This is a genomic window from candidate division WOR-3 bacterium (genome assembly GCA_039802005.1).
Classification (GTDB): domain Bacteria; phylum Hydrothermota; class Tepidihabitantia; order SM23-42; family JAOAFX01; genus JAOAFX01.
This window is the reverse complement of sequence record JBDRVV010000046.1, coordinates 1-14,375: the sequence shown is the minus strand read 5'-3', so window position 1 is coordinate 14,375 and position 14,375 is coordinate 1. Positions and strand designations below refer to the sequence as shown.

Genomic DNA, 14,375 nt, shown 5'->3' with positions numbered 1-14,375 from the left:
CACCCTTGTGTAATAAGGGCAACAAAACCGGGTTCTTTGGCAAAAAGAACAGCTGTCTCATATACCAATGATTATCAATATGATACAAAATTGTTGGAAGAGATAATTTCTGAATTTGATGGAAGGGTAAAGTTAATCGGGTTCTGGCATAAACATCCCGGCACAATGAATAACCCCAGCCTCTTGGATTTGAAGACTGTAAACAAAATCATTGAGGAAATAAAGCCCCAAGGTGATGAAAGGCTCTTCTTCTTTGCAATCACAAATGTTGTTGCTAATGAGGTCGCTCTTTATTGTTATTGCCTTAAGAATCAAGGATTTACTCCGGTGGCAACTAAAATTATAGATGATAACAGCGAAGAACTAAAGAAGATATTAGCACAAGAACCAATGGTTATCATACCAAAAAAGATTGATTATTGGAACGAACCCAAGTTTCAGTTTCACCTGACAAAAAATGGCTTTGAAAGGTTAAAAAAAGAAATTGATGCTCTAATTGCCCAAGGCTATCAGGTTGATGCCTATCACGGTAAAGAATTGAAAATTGTGATTAAAAAGGATAATGATATAATAATTTGCCAGCCACCAGTTGAATACCCTTTAAATCCGCCTCGTTTTTATAAAGATAATGCAGAGATTGTGTATAATTTGCCAATCTGGAATTCAAGTTTTATGATTGTTGATATTATAAAATTTCTTGAAAGGAGTACCTATGAAAGTCATAGTAATAAAACAAGTTTTGGCTTGTGTCGATTCATTGAAAGAACTAAAAGAGCCATTAAATCTTTATGGAATTATAAGAGAAGACGAGGGATTAATTTATGTGATACAAAGCGGTCTAGTCAACAGATATCTTCCGATTATAGGCCGTCTGCGAAATGACCTAAAAGAGGATAAATATTGCCTAGTTGGACTATTGAATGGTACAGATGTTATCTTTTATCAGAGGCAGAATAGAGAATGGGTACAGATTGAAAAGGAAACAATTGATTTGGAAGATAGATTTAAGAGAACACCCTTTCCACGACACCTTATGGATATTATCTGTAATTCTTGTGTTGTTTTGATTGGCGTCGGTTCAATGGGAAGTAGGATTACAATGGGCTTAACAAGGACAGGGATTAATCATCTTAAACTTGTGGACCCTGATATATTTTCAATAGAAAACCTCTTCAGGCATGAATGCGATTTGACTGATATTGGAAGATTTAAAGTTGAAGCAGTGAAAGAAAGGTTATTGAAGATTAATCCGCTGGCAAAAGTTGAAACCTATCCTTTTGATATATTCAAAGATAAAAAAGCAAAAGAAGAAGTATTTAAGGGCACAAATCTTGTTATCGCCACAACTGATAAAGTGTCAGTTCAATTGAAAGTTAACGATGTTTGTATAAGAAAAAACATTCCTGTCCTGTTTGCGGGTTGTTATAGTGAAGCAAGAGCAGGGGAGATACTCTATGTAATTCCGGGAGAAACAATTATCTGCTATGAATGTCTTAGAAGTAGAATACAACCCGAAGAAAAACCAAAGAAATATATTTATCACGACTCCGAGCAAGAGGAATATGAAGGTGAACCCGGCCTGAATAGCGCAATAAATTTTATAAGTGATGTCGCAGAACAATATGCTGTTGCCCTTCTTTTTAGAAAAGAGGATTGTCAAATGGCAAAGTTAATAAATCCAAAGCAAAATCTGATTTTTATTAGTGGGGCCCTTGGCAAGGGGTTCTACTGGTGGAAAGATACTTACTGTTTTTCAAGACCATTTGAGTTTGTATTTCCAAAAATGAACGGTCCCTGTCCTGATTGCGAAATCTGCCAAAAAATGATACCCTGTAAACCTAAGGGCTTATCAGAATAAAGAAAATGACGAAACTCATTGATATTCAAACGCTGTCAGTTCTATTGAGTGTTAAGCAAAAGACGATTTATGACTGGGTTCATAAGAATGCGATTCCCTATGTTAAATTGGGTAGGCTCGTAAGATTTGATGAGAATGAAATCAAAAGGTGGCTTGAGAATAAAAAAGTAAACAAGCCTTTAAGAAGAGCAATATAAAATGGTTGACTTTTCCTTTCGTTTTACTATAATTATTCAAGTAATAAAAAGAAAAACCAAGGAGGAATAGATGAGGGTATACCAGCGCAAAGGCGTATGGTATATAGACTATTCCTTCAATGGCAGAAGGGTGCGAAGGGCTGTTGGAACTTCCAAAAAGATGGCTGAACTCGCACTAAAAGAGATTGAACTGAAGATTGTGAAGGGCAAATTCCTCGGGATTGCTGAAACCAAAGAGGTGCTTTTTGATAATTTATGTGCGGAATACCTGAATTTTTCTAAAGCGAATAAAGCTGCACAATCCTATAGAAGAGATCAAGTAAATGTTAAAAATTTGCTCAAGAGTTTCTCTGGAAAATTAGTTTCAGAGATTTCTGCTTATGAACTTGAACGATACAAAAGTTTAAGAGTAAAAGAAGTTACACCGGCAAGTGTGAATCGAGAGCTCTCTTGCATAAAACATATGTTCAATAAAGCCGTTCAGTGGGGTTATCTAAAGGAAAATCCTCTGCGTTTGGTCATGAAATTTAAAGAACCGCCTGGCAGAGTTCGTTATCTTACTGAAGAAGAAATTGATAAATTACTGGACTGCTGCGCTAATCATCTCAGACCGATTGTAGTTACTGCCTTAAATACCGGAATGAGAAAGGGTGAAATCCTGAACTTAAGATGGTCAGATGTGGACTTGAAAAATCGGGTGATAACCCTGAAGAGAACTAAAAACAATGAAATACGAATGGTACCAATAAACCAGGTATTATATAATGAACTTCTGAAGATTGAAAAAAGATATGGTAGCCAATATGTTTTTGCTGATAAAAACGGCAAGCCCTATGGTGATATTAAGAATGGATTTAATCATGCACTAAAGCGGGCAGGAATATCCGATTTTCGGTTTCATGATTTAAGACATACCTTTGCATCACGATTAGTAATGGTGGGTGTTGATATAAGAACAGTACAGGAGTTAATGGGACATAAAGATATTAAAATGACAATGAGATATAGTCATCTTTCAAATCTTCATTTAAGGGAAGCAGTTAAGAAGTTAGAGTATGGCACAAATCTGGCACAAGGCATTCAAGATAAAAAAGAAGAAGCCTGAAAGTCTTGAAATTTCATTTGCGCCCGTAGTTCAATTGGATAGAACGGCGGACTCCGGCTCCGCAGGTTAGGTGTTCAAATCACCTCGGGCGCGTGCCAATTTTGCTGACAGACATCAAGCGTAGCGCAGATGGATGTCATTGCAAAATTGAGCATCCCGAGTGAAGCGAGGGATGCCAATAAATACAGATGTAGTGTTGAGCATCCCGAGTGAAGCGAGGGATGCCAATAAATACAGATGTAGTGTTGAGCATCCCGAATGGAGTGTGAGATTTCAGGATACTGGAATCATAGGTTAAGAATGGGATTGAAATATTGCAGTTATAATGTTCCGCTTTTGGCGAGAATTCACACAAAGCGGAGCAAACCTAAAGGTTTGCCCTACATTTTAAATAAAGGAGGTAACCAATGGAATTTTATGAGGTCATCAAGAAGAGGAGAAGTGTGAGGAAATATAGACCAGACCCAATACCTGAAGATGTTTTGAATCGTGTCCTTGAGGCAGGTAGGATTGCGCCTTCGGCGAAGAATATCCAGCCATGGAAATTTATTGTGATAAAAGATCCTGAGAACAAAAAAAGAGTTGCAGAAGCCTGCCGGGGGCAACACTGGATAGCAGATGCGGATGTGATTGTATGCGGGTGTGCCTTAGAAAAGATCGCCTGGGGCAGGATGGGTGGTTATATGAGTTCATTTGCAGTTGACCTGGCGATTGCAATGGATCACATCATTCTCGCCGCTGCAAATGAAGGGCTCGGAACCTGCTGGATTGGTGCATTTGAAGAGAAAAAGGTGAAAGAGCTCCTTGGCATTCCTGATGATGTTCGTGTCGTTGCCCTCACTCCTATTGGTTATCCTGCAGAGGAACCAAAGGACAGAGGTAGAAAAGATTTTAATGAAATATTTGTTTATGAAAAATACAGTTAATTGTGGTCTGTCAGGAATGTAAAAAAGAAGCAATTCTATCAAAGACTCTGCCTTATTGCCCAGAATGTGTAAGAAAAAATTTTAATTCATTACTGTCTGAGATTATAAAAATTCATAAAGAGACCAGAAAGGGATTTAATCTACCGGAAAAAATTCCCGATGACCCAAATGGTATAAATTGCACAATATGTGTAAATCAATGTAAGATAGGGAATAATAATACTGGCTATTGCGGAGTGAGAAAAAATATTCAGGGCAAAATTTCTGGTCCGAATGATGAATGGGCTTATGTAGATTGGTATCACGACCCCCTGCCTACAAATTGTGTTGCGGATTGGGTATGTGAAGGAAGTAAAGATTATGGATACAAGAATCTCGCAGTATTTTATGAGGGGTGTACATTCAATTGTCTCTTCTGTCAGAACTGGCAATTCAAAGAGAGAAAAAATAAAGCAACGGTGATGGATATTGCTCAATATGCAGACCCATTGACGAGTTGTATTTGTTATTTTGGTGGAGACCCCACACCCTTTGCCCACCACACAATTGCACTCTCTAAAGAAATCCTTGAAAGAAAAAGAAATAAGAAATTCAGGGTCTGCTGGGAAACGAATGGCTCAATTGCACCCAACTTAATGAAAGAATGGGTTGAAATTGCACTTAGAACAAATGGGTGTATTAAGATTGATTTAAAAACATTTTCCGAAGAATTGAATATTGCATTATGCGGTGTATCAAACAATAATACAAAAGAAAACATAAAGCTTGTTGCAGACTACATGGAAAAAAGGGAGAAACCACCGATTCTTGTTGTCAGCACACTTTTGGTTCCGGGTTATATTGATGAATATGAGATTACGGAAATGGCAAAATTTTTGAGTTCGATCAATACAAAAATTCCCTGGTCCTTCTTGGGTTTTTATCCCCATTTTTATTTTAATGATCTTCCCCAGACACCAAGAAGACAAGCGGACCAGGCCTTAAAAATTGCTGAAAAATATGGTATGAAAAATACCCGTATCGGTAATATCCATCTTCTGATATGATGATTTCACTTTATCTCTTGACTTTTCTTGAATTTTTTATATAATAGTTTGTATTTATTGTTCTTTGAAATTTCCAAACTCATCAAGAGAGGCTGAGGGACGGGCCCTGCGACGCCTCGGCAACCGGCTCCAATTTTGGAGCGTCTCGGTGCCAATTCCCGCCCGAATAGGGAGAGATGAGTGTTAACTCAAAAATAAGACCTTCCTGAATTCGGGAAGGTTTTTTGTTTACCCACTCATCCCCCTGCTTAAATATAAATTCTAAATCCGAAGCACCGAAAGATTTGTAGGTCGTCTCTCGGTTTAGAAATGCGAAAAGGTTTGGTTAGAGGGTTTGGTCGGTGAAGAATGAAAAAGAATCTCCAAATCGCTTTTCGCAACTGCATACTTTGTGCTTGGGGTTTGGGATTTGGAATTTTTTATAATAAAGGGGGTATTATGCAAAAAACCATTGATGAGATAAATGATAAAATAAAAAAGGGAAAGGCAGTAGTATTTACTGCCGAAGAGATCATTGATGTAGTAAAAGAGAAAGGGATAAAAAAAGCTGCAAAAGAGGTTGATGTTGTTACTACAGGCACCTTTGGTCCAATGTGTTCTTCGGGTGCATTTATAAATCTCGGGCATACCAGACCGAGAATGAGAATAACCAAGGCATGGTTGAATGATGTTGAGGTATTCTGTGGGATTGCGGCAGTAGATTTATATATCGGTGCAACCCAGATACCTGATAATGACCCGGCAAATAATGAATATCCTGGCAAATTTAAATATGGGGGCGGCCATTTGATTGAGGACTTAGTTACTGGTAAGAAGATAAAGATAAAAGCACTATCTTATGGAACAGATTGTTATCCGAGAAAAGAATTAAAAGGCGAATTTACAATAAAAGAAATAAATGATGCGTTTCTTTTCAATCCCAGAAATTGCTACCAGAACTATAATGTTGCTGTCAATCTTGGTAAAGAGAAAATTCATACATATCTTGGAATATTAAAACCAAATTTAGGCAATGCTAATTACTGTTCTGCAGGTCAATTATCACCATTATTGAATGACCCTGATTACTTAACGATTGGTATTGGAACAAGGATATTTTTGGGAGGCGGGATAGGCTACATAGTCTGGCATGGAACACAGCATGACCCTTCAGTTCCAAAGAATGAAAAAGGTATCCCAACGAGTGGTTCGGGAACAATTGCAGTTATTGGAGACCTGAAACAAATGAAACGAGATTATCTCAGGGGAACATCAATAATCGGTTATGGTGTGAGTCTAAGCGTGGGTATTGGAATTCCTATTCCTATTCTTAGCCAGGAAATTTTACAGCACACCTGTGTTACAGATAGCGACATAATTGCACCAATTGTTGATTACTCTTATGATTATCCAAACCTCACGGGAAAGATAATCGGAGAAATAGACTATGCATCACTGAAAACCGGTAAGATTAAGATTGGTAATAAAATTGTTCCCACATTTCCAGTTTCAAGTTATCATATGGCAAGGAAAATAAGCAGGATTTTGAAGATATGGATAAAATCAGGCAGATTTTATTTAACCAATCCGGTTGAGAGATTGCCTAATAGGGAATCAGGGATAAAATTCAAGCCATTCAGAGGAAAATACAAATAAGGAGAAAAAATGCAAATTTCAAAAAAAGTTGTTTTACATTTCCCGGAGAATCTGGTTGAAAAACCTATCACCTATGAACTTGTGAAAAACTACGATATTGTGTTTAATATTCTAAAGGCAAAAATTGCTATTGATGGTGGCGAAGGGTTATTGCTATTAGAACTTACAGGAACAGAAGATAATTTAAATAAAAGTTTGAAATACCTAAAAGAGCTCGGTGTTAAGACAGAACCACTTACCAGGGATATCATATGGTCAAAGGAATATTGTGTAATGTGTGGATTATGCTCAAGCATCTGTCCGAGTCATGCATTCTATATAAAAACACCCGAAATGAAAATAGAATTTGAACCAGAAAAATGTATCGGTTGTGAAGAATGCCTTAAGGTATGCCCTTATAATGCTGTCAGATTGAAATTGATATAATGAAAACGAATCTTTACATACCACGGTCATACCGTAATTGCTGTCTTAATAAACGTTTTGTAAGGTTTGAAATTAGGCAAAAGGAGAGTGATTTATTTATTCTTGCAAAAAGCGAGCTAACAATTCAGGCACATAAGACACTTTCTGAATTGCGTGCACAGATAGAATCATATATTGAAATAGATAAAAATTTTCTGACATCATTAAAACCAATTGAAATTCTTGATTCGGCCCCTGAAATAGTAAAAGAAATGGCAAGGGCTTCAAAAAAATTTGGTGTGGGACCAATGGCATCAATAGCAGGTGTGCTTAGTGAAAGGGTATGTAGAAACCTCCTACAATATTCAGATGAAGTCATTGTTGAAAATGGTGGTGATATTTATATCATAAATAAAGAGCCCGTAACACTTGCCATATACGCAGGTCATTCGCCTCTTTCAATGAAAATTGGAATTGAAATTGAAGCACATCCAGAAGGAATTGCAGTCGCCACTTCTTCAGGCACGGTCGGTCATTCATTGAGTTTTGGTAATGCGGATGCGGTAACGGTAGTATCAAAAAATGGTAGTTTTGCTGATGCGGCAGCGACCGCAATTTGTAATATGGTAAAAACCAAAGATGATATAGAAAAGGCACTGAATTTTGCAAATGGGCATTCAGAGATATGCGGGCTTGTTATAATAATGGAAGAACAAATAGGGATGGTGGGAAAAAGTATAAGGCTAAAGATTATTAACGATAATTAATTTTTGAGGTTAAATACAAATCTTGACACAATTTTGATTTTGTGTATAATGGACTTCAGGGAGTGAAATGCTAAAAAAATTGATAGTTGCAAAAAAAGCAAAGGTAGGAATTATCGGACTTGGTTATGTAGGCTTGCCCCTTGCCCTTGAATTGAATAATCGGGGTTTCACTGTTATCGGTGTAGATATTGATAAAGAAAGGGTAGATAAAATAAATAAAGGCATTTCCTTTATTGACGATGTTCCGCAGGGCGAACTTTCAAGATTTGTAAAACAAAAAAAATTATGGGCAACGACTGATTACAAGAAACTTAGAGGTGCAGATATAATAATTATCTGTGTGCCAACACCGGTGAATGTAAATAAAGAACCTGATTTGGAACCGATAATAAACAGTTCGGAAAATATCTCAAAGATTCTGCGGAAGAATCAGCTTGTGATTCTAAAAAGCACAACCTTTCCAGAGACAACAGAAAAGATTGTTTTACCCATACTTGAAAAGAGTGGTTTGAAGGTTGGTAAAGATTTTTATCTTGCATTTTGTCCAGAGCGAATAGACCCGGGGAATAAAAGATTTGGCGTTGCCAATACACCGACGGTCGTGGGTGGAGTTACGAAAAAATGCACAGAATTGGCAACCCTATTTTATAAACAGTTCGTTAATCAAGTCATACCTGTGTCTTCGGCACGGACCGCGGAAATGACCAAACTACTTGAGAATACCTTTAGAAATGTTAATATTGCACTCGTGAATGAATTTGCCCAATTGTGTGAACGAATGGGAAATATCAACATCTGGGAAGTGATTGAAGCGGCGAAGACAAAGCCATTTGGATTTATGCCATTTTATCCCGGACCGGGTGTTGGTGGACATTGTATTCCCGTTGACCCTTATTATCTCTCTTATAAGGCAAGGGAATACGATTTTCATACGGTATTTATTGAACTCTCGGCAAGGGTAAATGAAGAGATGCCATATTTTGTAGTAAACAAGACAATTGAAGAATTGAGCAAATCAGGTGTTTGTCCTGCAAAGGCAAGGGTCCTCCTTTTGGGAATGGCATTTAAAAAAGACATTTCAGATTTGCGCGATTCACCAGCAATAAGGGTATATCAGATAATAAAAGATAGAGTAGCAAAATTAGAATATAATGACCCGCATGTGCCTTATTTTGAACTGAATGGCAAAAAAATCAGATCAGTAAATTTAAATTATAAGAAATTGGAGTATTATGATGCAGTCGTTATTCTTACTGACCATTCAATATATGACTATGAACGCATTCTGAAATATTCACGATTAATCATTGATACAAGGAATGCAATAAAAAAGAACTACAAAAAAGTCAAAAAATTAGGCTGCGGTTCAAATTGTAATTTTTGAAATAGCCCACAAAAATTTTCCCCAACAGGAATTAAGGCGTAAGCCTTTTATCATTTAATAAAGAGCAACCTTCAAATCTGTGAGTTTTAATATTTTCTTAGACTCAATAAAACTATTAGAAATTTCGTAAGACTTGTATTGGCAGACCTTGGTCTGTAGATATTTAAATGCCGAGTAAACCCCTCACCTATTCCCTCTCCCCGCAAAGCGGGGAGAAAACAAGGGTGAGGGGAAATTCTTTTTTATCAAAAATGAAAGGGTAAGGACTGCGCATATTTTTTGAGCATCATAATTAATGTGTGGTTTTTGTATTAATCAATAGGCAGTTTAAAGACTAAAAATAGTTTGAATAAAAGTGGAGAGGGTGCTTTATAAGAAAAAGATCTTTTGGCCCTTTCTATATCGCTCATCGCGAATCTACTGTTCAATAGTAAAATGTAGTGGTCGAACTTGCGCGACATTTCAACAATCATCCCCTTGACTTTTTTTTATTGCTGTATACAATTTATGAAGGTAAAATGAAATTATCAAAAGAACAGGCAAAAAACAACTTGATAAAACTTATAGAAAGATTCAAAAAGGAATTGGAAGCCGGTAAAATAAAAGAGTACAACGAAGAAGCAACCAAGATTGCATTTATCCAACCATTATTAAAGGATGTATTAGGTTGGGATATTCATAACCGAGATGAAGTTAGTCCTGAAGAGAAAATCTCCCGTGGCAGGGTTGATTATGGTTTAAAGATAGAAGGACAAATTAAAGTCTTTGTTGAGGCAAAACCTCCAAAGGCGGATTTGAATAAACATATTGAACAGGCAGTCAGGTATGGATATAATCGCAAGGGCGTGCCATTTGTATTACTCACGGATTTTGAAGGATTTAAACTCTTTGATGTAACGATAAAACCCGATATAAGAAATCCAAAGAAGGGTTTGAAAATTGACCTGCAATGGGAACAATACTTACAAGAGTTTGATAAGATATGGCTTTTGTCCCGTGAATCTGTCCTTAAGGGTGAACTTGATAAATTATTGGTGCTTAAGCCTAAAGAGCGCGTTCCGGTTGATAAAGCAATCCTTGATGATTTAAAGAGATGGCGAGAGATGCTGGCAAAGGATATTTACAAAAATAACCGAAATTTATTTCATTCTGGCGACTCTGAAAAAGATGCTAATTATCTTAAAGAAATAACCCAGCGGATATTAGACCGTATTATCTTTATGCGCTTTTGCGAAGACAGAAAATTTGTGCACCGACCACCCTTGAAAGAAGTCTTTGAGGGAAGGACAGAATCTGTGGGAACCAATACAATGGTCTTTCTCCGCGAAGAATTCAAACATTATCATATAATTTTTGATAGTGATTTATTCAGACCTCAGGAATGGGAAAATAATTTGCTCATTGATTTCAGGGTTATGCGTGATATTATCTTGGAAACTTACGACCCATATCAATTTGATGTCATTCCCCTTGAAATCCTGGGTAATATTTATGAACAATATCTCGGTTATACAATCAGACTAACCGAACATCAGGTGAAATATGAACTAAAACCCGATGTGCGTAAAGCAGGTGGTGTTTATTATACACCGGAATATATTGTGGATTATATCGTGAAACATACCGTGGGCAAAATGCTCTCAGAACTACCACCTTCTAAAATCAAAAAACTGCGCATTCTTGACCCCGCCTGTGGTTCTGGCAGTTTCTTAATCCGCGCCTACGAAGAAATGCTGAACTGGTATAAAAACCAGAAAAAAAACCAATCCAGGTCTTCGCATCCCCCTTTATTAAAGGGGGATAAAGGGGGATTGATAGACGAATCAGAGCCAGCCCTCACAATAGAAGAAAAGGCAAAAATTCTGCAAGAACATATCTTTGGCGTGGATATAGACGAACAGGCAGTAGAGGTCACCAAACTCTCCCTTATGTTAAAAATGCTTGAAGGAGAATTCGGCATTTTACCCGGTCGGAATTTACTGCCGATGCTGGATAAAAATATTAAATGTGGAAATTCGTTGGTCTCCGGTGATGCCTTTGAATTGATGAAATACTTTGGCAAAGACTACTACAAAGTCAAACCCTTCAACTGGAGCGAGGAATTTAAACAGATAATGGTCAACGAAGGCGGCTTTGATGTTGTGATCGGCAATCCCCCGTATATTACATATTCTTTAGGTAGAGGCAGAACCAAACATCCAAAACCGGAAGTGGAATACATTTGTAATACTTATCAGCAATCGAGTGAATATAAGATAAACTCATTTGCCGTTTTTTATGAAAGAGCTTTACAGTTATCTCGGCCATATGCACTATGCGCATATATAGTGCCCGGAACAATTTTAATAAATCAAGCACTCTCAAAAATTAGATATCACCTTGTTTCAAACGCCAAACTTTTACAAATAGTATCGCTTAAGTATAAGGTTTTTCCAAGTGCCGAAATGGGGGACTGTGCGATATTGGTGGTCCAAAACAAGAAAGATAATAATTATGAAATTAAATTGAATGAGTATACATCGGAAATCTGGAATAAAGATTATCACCTGGACAAAATTAAATCAGTGAACATTCTGACTACTCCAGAATACCGCATTTATATGAATTCCTTTAGTTATGATATATTGAAAATCCGCATGAGAAAAAATATGAAGACATTAGAGGAAATAGTAAAATTCTATAATGGTATCAAAACCGGAAACAATAAAAAATTTATTTCCCATACGAAAATGTCATCGAAACATAAACCAGTTATTCGTGGTAGAGACTTTGAACGATATAGCGTTGTCAACCCACGTGTGTTTGTACTTTTCGACTCCAAATTACTATGGAGTAATACCAATGAAGCGATTTTAGGTATGAAAAACAAATTAATAATAAGACAAACTGGCGATAAGCTAATTGCGACCATTGATGAATTTGGTATTTATTGCATGGATACAGTACATATGATATATCAATCGTTATATAATTTAAAATTTATACTAGGTCTCCTTAATTCAAAGTTCCTAAATTATTATTACCTGTGTATGATCCCGGAATTTGGAAAGACATTTGCGGAAGTTAAGATCGCAAATCTGAAACAATTACCGATTCCTATGATAAGATATTCTATTGCTTCCGAAAAGAAACTTCACGATGACCTTGTGGCACTTGTAGATATAATGCTTGATTTAAACAAAAAACTCCAGACTGCCCGAGGAAGCGAAAAAGAACAAATTCAAAAGCAGATTGAAAAAACAGATAGAGAGATTGATGAGTTAGTGTATAAGTTGTATGGGATTACGGATGAAGAGCGAAAAATAATTGAAGGGGAGAAGTAGTCAGTATGATTGAAACTATTGCATATAAACCAGAAGGGCAATTGGAAAAGATTGATATTCCAGCAAATGTAAATATCTTACCTTTTTCAGCAGATTTAAAAATTAGAAATATAGATAAAAATAACATAATTCTCGTTTGTAATCAACTTGATAATGTATCTTCAATAATAGAACTGGCGTCCTCTAATCTTATATGTTCGTGCAACAAAGTTACAAGCCTGATATGCAAAAAATTGTACTCCAATGATGACATTGATTCAAAAGAACGCATATCGTCCGATTTCTTGCTTAATGCGATGCTCTATTATAACGCAAGTTTCGATTATCTAAGGGTCCTATTGAAATACATTTATACTTCATACTCCGATTTGATAGAAAATTATCCCCAGCAAAAAGTCATAGACAAAATGCAAAAATTAGACCTAAAAAAGCACTGGGAGTTGGCATTGGGTTACTGTATAACTTATGAAAGAAATGAAGAATTTTTAAGATGGTTAAAGCAAAATTGTAAAATTTCTGAAAAGATAAAAGCAGCATTTAAATCATTGGCTACCAAGAACAGAGTCTTGCGGATAAGATATCAAACCAATCAATTAAAGCACGGCGCCCCTCCCCATTTTAAGCGTAGCAACTCAACTAATCTTATTAATGTGAAGACATTTGAATCCATAGAACAGTTTTACAATAAAGAGAAGTTTAAAACTGTTAAATTGTCTGTCGGCAGTTATGAAAATCAACTTGACATTGATGAAGTGCAAAAATTTTTAATAAAATACCACAACTGCACTGCTAAATTGATAAATGCAGTAGTAAAAGATATTGGTTTGAGATAAAACGATGTATAATTTCCACACTGCCAGAGGCAGCGAAAAAGAGCAGATTCAAAAACAAATTGAAAAGACCGACAGAGAAATTGATGAGATTGTGTATAAGTTGTATGGTATAACGGAAGAGGAGAAAAAGGTAATTGAGGGAGATGATAACATATGAAATCAATTAGAAAATTAAAAAAATTTTTGTGCTGCCTTAAACAAAAGAATATTGGTTTATGGGAGTTAGGTTTTTTGATGACAAAAGATAAATTAAGTGCGGATCTCAAAGAATTTTATGAATCTCTCGTTAAAGACTATACAGATGAACCATTAGATGTTGAATGTTTAAAAGGATATGCCTCCATTTGGATAGAAAATGAACCAACTATTCAGGAGGTAATTTTAGCAAAAATTATTTTGGATTTAGAAGAAGTGGAATCTTTTATATCGCTAAAAGATAATGTTCTATCAAATAAAGTACTTGATATATACTCTGAACTGCGTCAGCATTTTTGCTCTACAGATAATTTATTTCTTCTCAAACCATTTGAAATACTCCCCGATGCTTTGGAATATAAGGATAAAGTTATTTACACAAAACTACCTTATCCCTTGGTTTACAACTTTATGTCGTATAGTCGTCAAAAAGGGATGCAGAATAAAATAAAAGCATCTCTATCCGCAAACATCATTGAACGGAGCAGTTACAAAACGTATTTACATGAGGAAAGAGTATATGGTCTTCCTTTTTCATTAGAAAGGATTAAGAATTTAGCAAAAAAAGAATACGGCGAATTTCAGGTTTTTCCAAAAAGTGATGTAGACAAAGCCTTAATCAGAGCATTTTATATCCCGGTGAAAAAAATGGAGTATGTTTTTAATCCCGTTGATAAAGAATTAATTAGTTTATCTATTGA

General features: G+C 36.2%; 15 protein-coding genes, 1 tRNA gene and 1 riboswitch. All 16 genes read left to right on the top strand.

Annotation, left to right across the window (positions count from 1 at the left end):
• A partial coding sequence (locus tag ABIL69_11020) for a hypothetical protein (GenBank protein MEO0124518.1) occupies positions 1–882 on the top strand: 882 nt, incomplete at its 5' end.
• 151 nt (positions 883–1,033) lie between these two features.
• A complete protein-coding gene (locus ABIL69_11015; GenBank protein ID MEO0124517.1) occupies positions 1,034–1,858 on the top strand; it encodes a ThiF family adenylyltransferase in 825 nt (274 codons plus the stop codon).
• Between the two features lie 5 nt (positions 1,859–1,863).
• A complete protein-coding gene (locus ABIL69_11010) occupies positions 1,864–2,055 on the top strand; it encodes a helix-turn-helix domain-containing protein (protein MEO0124516.1) in 192 nt (63 codons plus the stop codon).
• 70 nt (positions 2,056–2,125) lie between these two features.
• The gene (locus tag ABIL69_11005) at positions 2,126–3,160 is read left to right on the top strand and encodes a tyrosine-type recombinase/integrase (GenBank protein MEO0124515.1); all 1,035 of its coding nucleotides are present in this window, start codon (positions 2,126–2,128) and stop codon (positions 3,158–3,160) included.
• Between the two features lie 19 nt (positions 3,161–3,179).
• Positions 3,180–3,253 (top strand) — tRNA-Arg (locus ABIL69_11000).
• Positions 3,254–3,332: 79 nt separating this feature from the next.
• On the top strand, positions 3,333–3,458 hold the full coding sequence (locus ABIL69_10995; GenBank protein MEO0124514.1) for a hypothetical protein: 126 nt from the start codon (positions 3,333–3,335) through the stop codon (positions 3,456–3,458).
• A gap of 109 nt (positions 3,459–3,567) precedes the next feature.
• On the top strand, positions 3,568–4,086 hold the full coding sequence (locus tag ABIL69_10990; GenBank protein MEO0124513.1) for a nitroreductase family protein: 519 nt from the start codon (positions 3,568–3,570) through the stop codon (positions 4,084–4,086).
• A gap of 2 nt (positions 4,087–4,088) precedes the next feature.
• Positions 4,089–5,132: a radical SAM protein gene (locus tag ABIL69_10985; protein ID MEO0124512.1), complete on the top strand. Its 1,044-nt coding sequence runs from the start codon at positions 4,089–4,091 to the stop codon at positions 5,130–5,132.
• Positions 5,133–5,208: 76 nt separating this feature from the next.
• Positions 5,209–5,315, top strand: a riboswitch (SAM riboswitch).
• A 255-nt stretch (positions 5,316–5,570) separates the two neighbouring features.
• Positions 5,571–6,767 (top strand): homocysteine biosynthesis protein, encoded by a 1,197-nt coding sequence (locus ABIL69_10980; GenBank protein ID MEO0124511.1) that lies wholly within the window; start codon positions 5,571–5,573, stop codon positions 6,765–6,767.
• 9 nt (positions 6,768–6,776) lie between these two features.
• Positions 6,777–7,193 (top strand): NIL domain-containing protein, encoded by a 417-nt coding sequence (locus ABIL69_10975; protein ID MEO0124510.1) that lies wholly within the window; start codon positions 6,777–6,779, stop codon positions 7,191–7,193.
• On the top strand, positions 7,193–7,939 hold the full coding sequence (locus ABIL69_10970; protein ID MEO0124509.1) for a UPF0280 family protein: 747 nt from the start codon (positions 7,193–7,195) through the stop codon (positions 7,937–7,939). Before ABIL69_10975 ends, ABIL69_10970 begins: the two co-directional genes overlap by 1 nt.
• Before the next feature lie 67 nt (positions 7,940–8,006).
• Positions 8,007–9,323 carry a nucleotide sugar dehydrogenase gene (locus ABIL69_10965; GenBank protein ID MEO0124508.1) on the top strand — a complete coding sequence of 439 codons (1,317 nt, stop codon included), beginning with the start codon at positions 8,007–8,009 and terminating at the stop codon, positions 9,321–9,323.
• A 518-nt stretch (positions 9,324–9,841) separates the two neighbouring features.
• Positions 9,842–12,646, top strand: a complete 2,805-nt coding sequence (locus tag ABIL69_10960; protein ID MEO0124507.1) for a TaqI-like C-terminal specificity domain-containing protein — start codon at positions 9,842–9,844, stop codon at positions 12,644–12,646.
• A 5-nt stretch (positions 12,647–12,651) separates the two neighbouring features.
• Complete coding sequence (locus ABIL69_10955; protein ID MEO0124506.1) at positions 12,652–13,479, top strand: hypothetical protein; 828 nt, start codon at positions 12,652–12,654, stop codon at positions 13,477–13,479.
• A 4-nt stretch (positions 13,480–13,483) separates the two neighbouring features.
• Positions 13,484–13,636 (top strand): hypothetical protein, encoded by a 153-nt coding sequence (locus ABIL69_10950; GenBank protein ID MEO0124505.1) that lies wholly within the window; start codon positions 13,484–13,486, stop codon positions 13,634–13,636.
• Positions 13,633–14,375: hypothetical protein (locus tag ABIL69_10945; GenBank protein ID MEO0124504.1), on the top strand; the 743-nt coding region annotated here is incomplete at its 3' end. The genes ABIL69_10950 and ABIL69_10945, both read left to right, overlap by 4 nt.

What these genes read in the sequence shown, in the direction of transcription:
- ABIL69_11015 (MEO0124517.1), top strand. Translation starts at nt 1,034, where the DNA reads ATGGATATTATCTGTAATTCTTGTGTTGTTTTGATTGGCGTCGGTTCA.
- ABIL69_11010 (MEO0124516.1), top strand. Translation starts at nt 1,864, where the DNA reads ATGACGAAACTCATTGATATTCAAACGCTGTCAGTTCTATTGAGTGTT.
- ABIL69_11005 (MEO0124515.1), top strand. Translation starts at nt 2,126, where the DNA reads ATGAGGGTATACCAGCGCAAAGGCGTATGGTATATAGACTATTCCTTC.
- ABIL69_10995 (MEO0124514.1), top strand. Translation starts at nt 3,333, where the DNA reads ATGCCAATAAATACAGATGTAGTGTTGAGCATCCCGAGTGAAGCGAGG.
- ABIL69_10990 (MEO0124513.1), top strand. Translation starts at nt 3,568, where the DNA reads ATGGAATTTTATGAGGTCATCAAGAAGAGGAGAAGTGTGAGGAAATAT.
- ABIL69_10980 (MEO0124511.1), top strand. Translation starts at nt 5,571, where the DNA reads ATGCAAAAAACCATTGATGAGATAAATGATAAAATAAAAAAGGGAAAG.
- ABIL69_10975 (MEO0124510.1), top strand. Translation starts at nt 6,777, where the DNA reads ATGCAAATTTCAAAAAAAGTTGTTTTACATTTCCCGGAGAATCTGGTT.
- ABIL69_10970 (MEO0124509.1), top strand. Translation starts at nt 7,193, where the DNA reads ATGAAAACGAATCTTTACATACCACGGTCATACCGTAATTGCTGTCTT.
- ABIL69_10965 (MEO0124508.1), top strand. Translation starts at nt 8,007, where the DNA reads ATGCTAAAAAAATTGATAGTTGCAAAAAAAGCAAAGGTAGGAATTATC.
- ABIL69_10960 (MEO0124507.1), top strand. Translation starts at nt 9,842, where the DNA reads ATGAAATTATCAAAAGAACAGGCAAAAAACAACTTGATAAAACTTATA.
- ABIL69_10955 (MEO0124506.1), top strand. Translation starts at nt 12,652, where the DNA reads ATGATTGAAACTATTGCATATAAACCAGAAGGGCAATTGGAAAAGATT.
- ABIL69_10950 (MEO0124505.1), top strand. Translation starts at nt 13,484, where the DNA reads ATGTATAATTTCCACACTGCCAGAGGCAGCGAAAAAGAGCAGATTCAA.